The sequence below is a fragment of the Mucilaginibacter sp. genome (assembly GCF_964263795.1).
Classification (GTDB): Bacteria; Bacteroidota; Bacteroidia; order Sphingobacteriales; family Sphingobacteriaceae; genus Mucilaginibacter.
Genome location: NZ_CAXVWK010000006.1, coordinates 37393 through 49189 on the forward strand (window position 1 = coordinate 37393; position 11797 = coordinate 49189).

The following is an 11797-nucleotide window of genomic DNA, read 5'->3' on the forward strand; positions in this document are numbered from 1 at the left end:
ATCATGACCTTTACTAAAATTACTCAAGATATCCTCAATAAGTTGATTGCTATTGCAGGCGCAGATGCTATTCTTAGCACTCAACCCGCTATTGCAGCTTACAGTCACGACGAAACAGAAGATCTTGTTTATTATCCTGAAGTGGTGGCAAAACCTAAGACGATTTATGAAGTTGCGGCCCTTATGAAGCTTTGTAATGACTTGCTTATACCGGTAACTCCCCGCGGAGCCGGTACAGGCCTTGCGGGAGGGGCATTAGCCGTTAATGGCGGACTGATGATATCGATGGAGCGCTTTAACAACATCATTGAAATAGACGAACAGAATTTGCAGGCAACCGTAGAGCCGGGGGTGATCACCGAAATTTTCATTGATGCCGTGGCCGAAAAAGGATTGTTGTACCCGGTGGATCCGGCTAGCAAAGGCAGCTGTTTTATAGGTGGCAATGTGGCCAATTGCAGCGGCGGCCCCAGAGTGGTTAAATACGGCACCATACGCGAGTATGTACTAAATATGGAAGTGGTGCTGCCTACGGGCGAAGTTATCTGGACAGGTGCTAATACACTCAAATATGCATCGGGTTATAATTTGACGCAGCTGCTGATAGGATCGGAGGGGACTTTAGGTATAGTCACTAAGATCGTAACAAAGTTGATTCCGAAACCGACACAGGACGCCTTAATGCTGGCGTCTTTCAACTCAAATGAAGATGCTTGCGCGTCGGTATCCGCTATTTTCAGGGCAGGGGTGGTACCATCTGCGCTGGAGTTTATGGAGCGCCGGGGGATGGAATGGGTGATAGAACATGATGGAATTAATTTTGAATTGAAAAATGGCATCGAGGCTTTCCTGCTTATCGAAGCGGATGGCAATAACCAGGATGTGATATTTGGTGATTGTGAAAAGATCAATGAGGTGCTGGAGCAATTTAATTGTCAGGACGTGCTCTTTGCCGATTCATCTGCTCAAAAGGAAGAATTGTGGCGCATCAGGCGTACCATGGCGGTATCAGTAAAGTCAAACTCGGTTTATAAGGAGGAGGATACCGTAGTTCCCCGCGCAGCGTTACCAAAACTAATCAACGGGATCAAGGCTATTGGGAGCAGGTATGGTTTCGAATCGGTTTGCTACGGCCACGCTGGAGATGGTAACCTGCACGTAAATATCATTAAAGCAGGCATGAGCAATGATGAGTGGAACAACAACCTGAAAGCCGGCATTACCGAGATCTTCGAACTGACCGTAAGCCTTGGGGGTACTTTGTCCGGCGAGCATGGAATAGGCCTGGTGCAAAAAGATTATATGCCGTTAAAATATACGCCAATGCACTTTGCGATATGGAAGGGGATTAAAGCGGTGTTTGATCCAAACGGGATATTGAATCCGGGGAAGGTATTTTAGATGTGCAAATTTCAGATGTGCAGAATTCCGGACGATTTAACCAGCATAGGTTAATAATTAATTTTAAAATAGTTTATTGAACTTGCACTCGCTTTACATTTGTCAAATTTGAACTTTTTATAGTTGAATTTAATAATACAATTATTTGTGCTGTCATTGTACTCCTTTTGATCTACACTTCTTACAAAAATCGGATTAAATTCGTATAAATTGTACACCTTCAACGGGCCACCGGAAAATCCTCTTTCTTCCACCTGTTCAACTTTATAGAACTCTGTAACCCAAATATTTTTGATTTGAATCGAACCAAATATATTAAATTCAAAAACGATGAATAACCAAATGGCTATAGAGATTCCTGTATTAATTATCAACCCTTTAATGGTATTATTTTTAGACTTGAATGCCAAAGTCCAAATGGATAATATTATAATATAGAAAATGACGATATTTAAGTATCCGAGAATATAAGTGTAACCGAAAACGATTGGTATAAACAGAATGACTGAGAGTATCAGTAATACTTTAAGGAATGAGCGTGATGTATAACGTTTTAAATAAAAACTTATGATGGGTATTAAAACTGCTAAATACACCTCATATTTGTGTTGCATTAAGTAGTAAAGCATAAAGTATTATCAAACAAATAATTGAATTATTAATTTGTATTCAAGATTAGCCTCGGCTCATCATAATCTATCATATTCTTACGACCCTGCTTATCAATAGGGATCGATTTATTGGCTGCATAATCGTAACTAATGCAAACCGTTTTACAGGTAGTGCAAATTTCTTCGCCCTTTTCGGTATGTTTAGTGAGCACATGCATCACGTCGAAACTACTGTTGCCAATCCGCACAACCCTTACGTAGCACATTAGGGTGTCATCAATAATAACCGGCTTCAGATAATGAATCTCTGACCGGCCTACCACAATTCCAATTTCCTTTAAATCCCAGTTCGCAACATCCCGCCAGTAGTTAAACCGCGCCACTTCAAAATAGGTCAGATAAACGGCATTATTCACATGGCCTCGCGCATCAATATCCGCAAAGCGTATCGCGATATCAGTTTTGTACTTATAATCTGTAAGTTTTTCAGCCATGATAAGACATTTTGTCGTTAACAAATAATATTAAAAGACATTTTGTCCTCCTAATTATCCTTTAAACCGCTTGGTATAACAGTTGATTATACACTTACGAAGTTAATAAAATTCAAAACTTAAAGGAGATATATAACCATGACACTTGTAAAATTTAACAACGGATTAAAAACAAACAGTAACCCATTTTTTAATGATGTATTCGATTCAATTTTGAACGACCGTTTCATCAGTGATAAATTGACAAACCGTACGCCGGCCGTTAACATTGCCGAAACTGAAAATGATTTCCAGATAGAACTGGCAACACCGGGCTTAAAGAAAGAAGACTTTAAGATCAACCTGGATAAAAATGTATTGAGTGTATCTGCAGAGAAAAAAACTGAAGATAATGTTGAAGGTAAAAAATTCAGCAAACGTGAGTACAGTTACAACTCGTTCACCCGTTCATTCACCCTGCCTGATTCTGCGGACCACACTAAGATTGAAGCAGATTATGTTGACGGTGTATTAAAGTTAACTGTAGCAAAAAGAGAAGAAGCTAAATTTCAATCAAGAGAGATAGCTGTAAAATAATTAAGGTAAAGTTTTCATAATTGGGTTTAGTTAAGAGGAAGGCCGCTCTGCAAAAGGGGCGGCCTTTATTTTTTATGTAAGTCAACACAAACCGCCGAAACGTTGTTGTAGCTAAAAAGCCACATCATGAAACAAGCCTATTCATTACAAGTATTTATCTTGTTATTATTAGCTGCAGCATGCAAAGGGCCGGAAGCCAAACAGGGCAACACACCGCCCGATACGCCATTGGTTGTAAATACGCCTCCTGCGTCATCGGCTATGGCAAGCAACATAGTAACAACTGCAGATTATGAAATTGCTATCCCGCAAGGATGGGTAAGGAAAGATCGAGTAAGCGGAGCTTATAACCTGGTAATGCTGGTGGCGCCGCGTGCCGACAATTATAGCCCAAACTTGAATGTATTGCGTGATAACATGAACGGCAAATCTCTTGATGGCTATATCCGCACCAACCTGGAGAAAATGGCTACCATGAATTTAAAAGACCAGCGGGCCGGCGATATGTCAATCAACGGCGTGCACGGTAAATATCTAACCTATTCTTACCAGATAGAAGGCAGGGAAATTTCCATTAAAACGTATGTAGTCCCTAAAGATGGTTTCGCCTTCGTGCTTACCGCTTCATGCCTGTTAAGCCAGTCGGCTACTTACATGCCGCAGTTTGATAAGCTTGCGGATACCTTTAAGCTTAAATAATTAGCTGCGCATATTGATGTATTGCAGCGGCTGGCCAAAGTCTTCGTTTCGGCAAAGACTGATTACAGCCTGCAGGTCATCAATTTTTTTGGCGGTAACACGTACCTGATCGTTCATGATAGAGGCTTCTACCTTTAGTTTGCTGTCTTTTATCTTTTTAACCACTTTTTTAGCAGCTTCTTTATCAATGCCTTCTTTAACCTTGATCTCTTTACGGATCATGTTACCCGATGCGTATTGCTCCTTGCCAAAATCAAGCGCTTTAGCATCAAGTCCTTGTTTCATCATCCGGCTGATAATGCTGTCGGTAATGGCTTTTAGGCGCATATCGTCTTCAGTAACAACGGTTATCTCGTTTGTTTTTTTATCAAGGTCTATGGTGCTTTTGCTGCCGTTAAAATCATAACGGTTCAGTATTTCTTTCTTGGCAACGTTTATAGCGTTATCAAGGGTTTGTCCGTCTATTTTGCTTACTATATCGAATGAAGGCATATTGTTGGTATTAATGAATTTGCAAAGCTAATGTAAGAAATTTATCAGCCGTAATTAAACCAAAACAAAACCTATTAAATACGATTACTTAATATTATCTTAACAAATAAATAAGCAGTTTTGTCACTTTAGCTGTATAACAGCAATACTATGGATTTAAAAAATATTCCTTTAATTAACAGGGAGATCAGCTGGCTGTATTTTAACGATCGCGTTTTACAGGAAGCTGCCGACCCCGGGGTCCCCCTTATCGAAAGGATAAAATTTTTAGCCATATTTTCATCTAACCTGGATGAGTTTTACCGGGTACGCGTAGCCACACTTACCCGCTTAGCTAACCTTAACGAAAAGGCAAAAGAGATTTTAGGCTATAACCCTAAAAAAGTACTAAGCCAAATCAAAACCATTGTTGTAAAACAGGAGCGTAAATTCAACAATCTTTACGAGAACATTATTGTAAAGGAACTGGCCGAAGAAAAGATTTTCTTGTTGAACGATAAACAGCTAAACGTTACGCGCGGTACCTTTGTTAAAGATTTCTTTCGGGAGCGGTTACTGTCCACATTGGTACCTATTATGCTGGATGACAACCTGCCGCTACCTGAACTGCGCGACCGGGCCATCTACTTTTTTGTACGGTTAACCAAAGGCAAAAAAACACGTTTTGCACTCATCGAATTTCCGGACAATTTATCACGGTTTTTGGTGCTGCCGGATACTAATAACCTTAAGTTTATCATCCTGCTTGATGATATCATCCGCTATAGTTTGGAGGACATCTTCTTTATATTTGAGCACGATAACATCGAAGCCTTTTCTTTACAGCTTACCCGCGATGCCGAGCTTGACCTTGATAAGGAGGTAAGCGAAAAATTCATCGATTCGTTAGCCAAAAGTCTGCTAAAACGCCGCAAGGGTAAACCAATGCGTTTGCTTTATGACCAGGACATGCCTGCAGACATGCTGAGTTACCTGGTCAGGAAGATGAAAGTACCCACAGAAAGCCTGATACCGGGTAACAGGTACCATAATTTTAAAAATTTCATTAGCTTTCCTAACGTTGGGCGGGCCGATCTGCAATACAATAAAACTACACCGCTGGCGGTTAAAGGCCTGTCTTTCGGCAAGAGCCTGATGAGCATGATCGCTAAAAAAGATTTTTTGATCAGCACACCTTACCAATCGTTCGACTATATCATCCACTTTTTGCGCGAAGCTGCTATCGATCCGAAAGTTAAAGAGATCAGCATAACGGTTTATCGCCTGGCCGAAAATTCAAAGATCGTTCATGCCTTGATCAACGCTGCCAAAAATGGTAAAAAAGTAAACTGCCTGGTTGAGCTGCGTGCCCGGTTTGATGAATCGAATAACATATTTTGGAGTAACCGGCTGGAAGAAGAAGGCGTTAATGTATTGTATGGCATGGATGGTTACAAAGTGCATTCTAAAATTTGCCTGGTAACCCGTATGGAAAAAGGCAAGCCCTGCCACTATGCTTGTTTAAGTACCGGTAATTTTAACGAAAAAACAGCTACGATGTATGCTGATCATACCTTGTTAACGGCGAATAAAGCCATCACGACAGATCTGGTTTACATTTTCCGCGCCCTTAACCGCAATTTGCTGCCAAAGGGATTAAAAAGCCTTATCGTGTCACCAATAGATTCGCGGCCGGCTATCTACAGGTTGATAGATAATGAGATGAAATTTGCCAAAGCCGGCAAGGAAGCATACATGATCTTTAAAATGAATAGTGTTGCCGATGAGCAACTGATTGCTAAGCTATATCAGGCAAGTACAGCGGGCGTAAAAATAAAAATGATCGTACGCGGGATGTGCTGCCTGATACCTGGAGTGAAGGGCTTCAGCGAAAATATTGAGGTGGTAAGCATTGTTGACAAATACCTGGAGCATGCCCGTGTGCACATTTACGGCAACGGCGGCAAGGAATTGATCTACCTCACCTCGGCCGATTTCATGACCCGAAATATTGATAACCGTGTAGAGGTTGGTTTCCCGATATTTGATGAAGATCTGCGTAAAGAAGTTAGGGATATCATTGATATCCAACTGGCTGATAACACTAAATCGCGAGACATTACTATCAACCACACTAATAAATATCATAAAACTAAGGCCGGTGTTTTAACTCGTGCCCAGATCGATACATACACCTACCTTAAAAATAAAAATACCATAAATTGAGATACGCCGCCATTGATGTAGGATCTAACGCTGTAAGGCTGCTGATTGCAGAAATAATAGAGAATAACGGGTCCATTTCGTTTAAAAAAAACACGTTGTTACGTGTGCCCGTAAGGCTGGGCGATGATGCCTTTTTAAATAAACATATCTCGGATAAAAAAGCTAACGACCTGGTGAAATCCATGCAGGCTTTTCGTAATCTGATGGATGTTTTTAAGGTTACAGATTATATGGCCTGCGCAACATCTGCCATGCGCGAAGCCGCGAATGGGCAGGAGGTAGCTGCGCGGATCAAAAAAGAGGCGGATATCGACCTGGAGATTGTGCATGGCCAGAATGAGGCCAAGATCATCTACGCCAGCCACGCCGAAGTGAATATTGATAAAAGTAAGAATTACCTGTATATTGATGTAGGTGGTGGCAGTACCGAGCTATCATTATTTTGCGGCGAAAAAATGCTGGCGTCACAGTCATTCAATTTGGGTACTATCCGCATCCTCGACAATCAGGATAAGGAAGAAACCTGGACAGAAATGAAAAACTTTATCCGGGAACACACCCGAGCGCACAGAAATATTTTCGGGATAGGTACTGGCGGCAATATTAACAAATTGTTCCGCTTATCTGGCGAAAAAAACCAGGACGAGCCGTTAACATACATCAAACTAAAATCACTTTATAACTACCTAAACTCTTTTTCGCTTAAAGACCGTATCAATGTTTTAGGCTTAAATCAAGATAGGGCAGACGTGATTATCCCGGCTTGCGAAATTTATTTGACCGTCCTAAAATGTGCAGGCATAAAAAGCATATATGTGCCAACAGTTGGTATGGTTGATGGTATCATTCAGACACTTATAGAGAAAAATTTCGAAAACGCAGGTTAAATTTATTTTAACAAATTGTTGTAGTAGTTTAAAACACTTATTATATTTGTACTGCCCACTCAAAGGGCATGTTTTTCATAGGTAGATGTAGGGTCGGGTACGTGTATTCGACCCTTTTTTGTGCCTCTAACTTTTATTACGTTTCTTTGTTGCTACATATGATGAAGAAAAAAATTGTTGTAGCTGTTACCGGTGCAAGCGGATCTATTTACGCCCGGCTTTTATTAGACAAACTGCAGCAATTGCAAAATCAATTAACCGAAGTGGCCGTTGTAATGAGCGATAATGCCAAACAGGTTTGGGAGTTTGAACTCGGCGATGCGACGCACGGCAACTACCCTTTTACCACCTATGCAAAAAATGATTTTATGGCGCCTTTTGCATCGGGTTCGGCAAGGTTCGACACGATGGTTATAGTACCATGTTCAATGGGTACATTAGGCAGAATTGCGTCCGGCGTGTCAGACGACTTAATTACCCGAGCTGCAGACGTGATACTTAAAGAACGCCGCAGGCTGATCCTGGTAGCGCGCGATACGCCCCTCAGCCTTATCCATATCAACAATATGAAAACAGTTACAGAGGCCGGCGGTATCATTTGCCCGGCAATACCATCTTACTATAGCAAACCCCAAACGATTGAGGAATTGGCCATGACGGTTGTAAACCGGGTGATTGACCTAATAGGATTGGAAAATGAAAGTTATCGGTGGGAAGGAATTTAAAATATTTGTTTAATAACCAATTATTAAATTCAAATATGCTATTGCAAAAGCTACAATCCATAATGCGAATTTTCAATCGCCTTGCTCATTTTTACATTTCCGTTAACAACCAACCTTTCATCACCAACAACTAATATCTAAAAACCCTATCTTTGCGGCTTCAAAATGAATAAGAAAGTCGCTTTTTATACGCTTGGCTGTAAGCTCAATTACTCGGAGAAGTCATCTATCGGGCGTATGTTTACACAAGCCGGTTTTGACACCGTCAACTTTACCGATACGCCTGATGTGTATGTGATAAACACTTGTTCGGTAACAGAAAACGCCGATAAAAAGTGTAAAAAGATCGTTAAAGAGGCGCTTAAAATTTCTCCGCAAGCGTTTATCACCATTGTTGGTTGCTATGCGCAGCTAAAGCCTAAAGAGATAGCCGAAATACCCGGCGTGGATATGGTTTTGGGCGCTGCAGAAAAATTCCAACTGGTGGATCATATTGCAGATTTAACAAAAAGGCCAAAGGCTGAAGTTTACAATCAGCCGGTTTCTGAAGCAAATACATTTGTACCTTCTTATTCATTTGGTGACCGGACACGTACTTTCCTGAAAGTGCAGGACGGTTGCGACTATTCATGTACGTTTTGTACCATCCCGCTTGCACGTGGCAACAGCAGAAGCGACACCATCGATAACGTTATTGTACAGGCTATGGAAATAGCGGCATCTGGCGTTAAAGAAATCGTTTTGACAGGGGTTAACCTCGGCGATTTTGGTATTCGTGACGGCAAACGGGAGGATCGCTTTTTTGATCTGGTTAAGGCGCTTGACGAGGTAGAAGGAATCGACCGAATCCGTATATCGTCTATTGAGCCTAACCTGCTTAGCGACGAGATAATTGAGTTTGTTGCCACCTCTAAAAGATTTGTGCCGCATTTCCACATCCCGCTGCAGTCAGGGTCTGATAAAATTCTAGGCCTGATGCGCCGACGTTATAAACGCGAACTTTACGCCAGCCGTGTAGCCCGGATAAAGCAGGTTATGCCTGATTGCTGCATCGGTGTTGATGTAATTGTTGGGTTTCCAGGTGAAACACGGGAAGATTTTGTAGAGACCTATAATTTCCTTAATTCGCTGGACGTATCTTACCTCCACGTGTTTACTTACTCCGAACGTGAGAACACCCCCGCTGCCGAAATGAAGGGGATTGTTCCCGGATCTGCCCGTGCCGACAGGAGCAAAATGCTGCACATTTTATCTGAAAAAAAACGCCGCGCTTTCTATGATACTCAATTGGGCCATACCGATGAAGTATTGTTTGAAGGCGACATTAAAGATGGATTTATGCACGGCTTTACCCGCAACTATGTTAAGGTAAAAACTAAGTATGATCCGGTTTTAGTAAATGAAGTGCGCAGCGTGCGTTTAACCGCAATTTCACCTGATGGTGATGTTGAAATAACAGAAAGCGAAGAAATATTAGTGCATTAACTGCTATATTCGCCACAAATATCTGCTTATGTTCCCAACTCTTTCCTCGCTGATAGATTATCTTACCGGTGTAAATATACCGTTGCCTATACAAACGTTCGGCTTTTTTGTGGCTTTTGCCTTCATAGCGGCTTACTGGGCATTTACACAGGAATTTAAAAGGAAAGAGCAATTAGGGTACATTCATTCATTCGAAAAAACAATTGTAGTTGGTGCGCCTGCATCTGCCGGTGATCTGGCTGGCAATGGAATATTCGGTTTCATATTGGGTTATAAGGTGGTAGATGCCGCAATGCATTATTCAGATCTGATAAATGACCCGCAATCATTTTTACTATCGTTGCGAGGAAACTGGATAGGTGGAATTTTATTTGCAGCGTTGTTTGCTTATTGGGCGTACTACGAAGCAAAAAAACAAGAGCTACCCAAGCCCGAAACCCGCAGAGTAATGGCGCATCCTCACGAATTAATGAGCAGCATTTTGCTTTGGGCTGCCGTTTGGGGTTTTGCAGGAGCTAAACTTTTTAACGGATTAGAGAATTGGGACGAATTTATGCGCGACCCGGTTGGCATGCTGGTAGGCTTTAGCGGTTTAACTTTTTACGGAGGCCTGATCTGCGGCGGGGCGGCAGTTTTATATATCGCCTACAAGCATGGTATTAAACCGTTGGATATGCTGGATATCGGCGCTACCGGCATGATGCTTGCTTACGCCCTTGGCCGGGTTGGCTGCCAAATGTCTGGCGATGGTGACTGGGGCATTCCTAATCTTGCGCCAAAACCAGGTTGGTTGAGTTGGGCACCAGATTGGATGTGGTCATTCCGTTTCCCGCACAACGTAAACGAAGCGGACGCCGGTAACCGCATTGCAGATTGTGTTGGTAAATTTTGTAACGAATTAAAGCTTCCGGTATATCCTACATCATTCTATGAATCAGTTGTATGTTTATTGCTGTTTGCTTTTTTGTGGAGCATCCGTAAGCAGATTAAAGCGCCGGGTGTGCTCTTCGGTATTTATATGATTCTTAACGGCGTCGAACGTTTCTTTATCGAATTGATACGTGTAAATACCCGATATAACGTGGCTGGCATATCGTTTACCCAGGCCGAACTAATTTCGCTTATCATGGTACTGGGTGGTATTGCGTTGGTGGTGACCGGTCAAAGCCGCTTTAAAAAAGCACCAGTAGCACATGGCTAAAAAGCTATGGTACAAAATAACTAAAAGCCACATCATCAGGTTTTATATCGGTACCTGCTATCGGCTTTTGCACTAATCTGCTGGTACTTAAATTTATGATCCAGCAATTAGGAGTTTACCCGCCGGCTGCCCGGATTTTTACGGCGCTCAGCTTATTTGTGGCCAGCTACTTTATTCACAAAGTTTTTTCGTTCAGCTTATCATTAACACAACACCATGATTCAATTAAACCAGATAATCACTCAGGTAACGGAAGTTTCTAAAGAAGCAGGTCAGTTTATCCGCCAGGAGCGAAAAACCTTTGACCCGGATAACATCGAATACAAAGGGCTTAACGACCTGGTATCTTATGTAGACAAAACCGCCGAACAGCAAATCGTAAAAGGCCTTGAATTGATCCTGCCCGAAGCCGGGTTCATCACGGAAGAAAAAACAAACAACAGGGTTGGCGAACGATACAATTGGATTATTGATCCGTTGGATGGTACCACCAATTTCATTCACGGCCTGCCTACGTTCTCGGTAAGTATTGGCTTGCAAGAGTATGATGAATTGATTTTAGGGGTAGTATATGAAGTTAACCAGGATGAATGCTTTTATGCGCATAAAGATGATGCGGCTTACCTTAATGGTAAAACTATCCGTGTGAGCAACATCCCTACGGTTGATAAAAGCTTATTGGCTACAGGCTTCCCTTATTACGATTTTAGCAAGCAGGAAGCCTACTTGAAAATGTTTGCAGAGCTGATGCGTAATTGCCACGGCATTCGCAGGATTGGCTCTGCAGCTGTTGATCTTGCTTATACCGCTTGCGGACGGTTTGAAGGGTTTTACGAATATAATTTAAACGCCTGGGATATAGCAGCCGGCATTGTCATTGTAAAACAGGCCGGAGGCCATGTCGTAAACTTCACAGGTGGGCCGGAAGTTATTAATACAAGAGAGGTGTTAGCCACCAATGCTAAGATAACCACCGAAATGATAGATTACATTGCCAAATACTTTAATTAAACACAATTAG

Annotated in this window: 11 protein-coding genes; 9 read left to right on the top strand and 2 right to left on the bottom strand. The window is 41.9% G+C overall.

Annotation, left to right across the window (positions count from 1 at the left end; genetic code table 11):
- Positions 1-3: 3 nt before the first annotated feature.
- A complete protein-coding gene (locus ACE5CV_RS00510; RefSeq protein ID WP_374948188.1) occupies positions 4-1401 on the top strand; it encodes an FAD-binding oxidoreductase in 1398 nt (465 codons plus the stop codon).
- Positions 1402-2059: 658 nt separating this feature from the next.
- On the opposite strand, the gene ACE5CV_RS00515 is transcribed toward ACE5CV_RS00510, so the two are convergent.
- On the bottom strand, positions 2060-2506 hold the full coding sequence (locus ACE5CV_RS00515) for an acyl-CoA thioesterase (protein ID WP_374948189.1): 447 nt from the start codon (positions 2504-2506) through the stop codon (positions 2060-2062).
- Between the two features lie 138 nt (positions 2507-2644).
- Here ACE5CV_RS00515 and ACE5CV_RS00520 point away from each other — a divergent pair, with 138 nt between their 5' ends.
- Together ACE5CV_RS00520 and ACE5CV_RS00525 are read left to right on the top strand one after the other, a co-directional pair.
- Positions 2645-3082 carry an Hsp20/alpha crystallin family protein gene (locus tag ACE5CV_RS00520; protein WP_374948190.1) on the top strand — a complete coding sequence of 146 codons (438 nt, stop codon included), beginning with the start codon at positions 2645-2647 and terminating at the stop codon, positions 3080-3082.
- Positions 3083-3208: 126 nt separating this feature from the next.
- Complete coding sequence (locus ACE5CV_RS00525; RefSeq protein WP_374948191.1) at positions 3209-3781, top strand: hypothetical protein; 573 nt, start codon at positions 3209-3211, stop codon at positions 3779-3781.
- Here the strand turns inward: ACE5CV_RS00525 and ACE5CV_RS00530 are convergent, their stop codons facing one another.
- On the bottom strand, positions 3782-4273 hold the full coding sequence (locus ACE5CV_RS00530; RefSeq protein WP_374948192.1) for a YajQ family cyclic di-GMP-binding protein: 492 nt from the start codon (positions 4271-4273) through the stop codon (positions 3782-3784). It abuts the gene before it with no gap.
- Between the two features lie 150 nt (positions 4274-4423).
- Between ACE5CV_RS00530 and ppk1 the strand changes: the two genes are divergently transcribed.
- The 6 genes from ppk1 (at position 4424) to ACE5CV_RS00560 (ending at position 11787) form a co-directional block, all read left to right on the top strand.
- Entirely contained in the window at positions 4424-6478 is a 2055-nt protein-coding gene (gene ppk1, locus ACE5CV_RS00535) for a polyphosphate kinase 1 (protein ID WP_374948193.1), read from the top strand.
- Entirely contained in the window at positions 6475-7365 is an 891-nt protein-coding gene (locus tag ACE5CV_RS00540) for an exopolyphosphatase (RefSeq protein ID WP_374948194.1), read from the top strand. Before ppk1 ends, ACE5CV_RS00540 begins: the two co-directional genes overlap by 4 nt.
- 158 nt (positions 7366-7523) lie before the next feature.
- Positions 7524-8090, top strand: coding sequence for a UbiX family flavin prenyltransferase (locus ACE5CV_RS00545; RefSeq protein WP_374948195.1), 567 nt, complete (start codon positions 7524-7526; stop codon positions 8088-8090).
- Between the two features lie 165 nt (positions 8091-8255).
- A complete protein-coding gene (gene mtaB / locus ACE5CV_RS00550; RefSeq protein WP_374948196.1) occupies positions 8256-9575 on the top strand; it encodes a tRNA (N(6)-L-threonylcarbamoyladenosine(37)-C(2))-methylthiotransferase MtaB in 1320 nt (439 codons plus the stop codon).
- 28 nt (positions 9576-9603) lie between these two features.
- Complete coding sequence (locus ACE5CV_RS00555; RefSeq protein ID WP_374948197.1) at positions 9604-10776, top strand: prolipoprotein diacylglyceryl transferase; 1173 nt, start codon at positions 9604-9606, stop codon at positions 10774-10776.
- 216 nt (positions 10777-10992) lie between these two features.
- Positions 10993-11787 (top strand): inositol monophosphatase family protein, encoded by a 795-nt coding sequence (locus ACE5CV_RS00560; RefSeq protein WP_374948198.1) that lies wholly within the window; start codon positions 10993-10995, stop codon positions 11785-11787.
- Positions 11788-11797 lie beyond the last annotated feature (10 nt).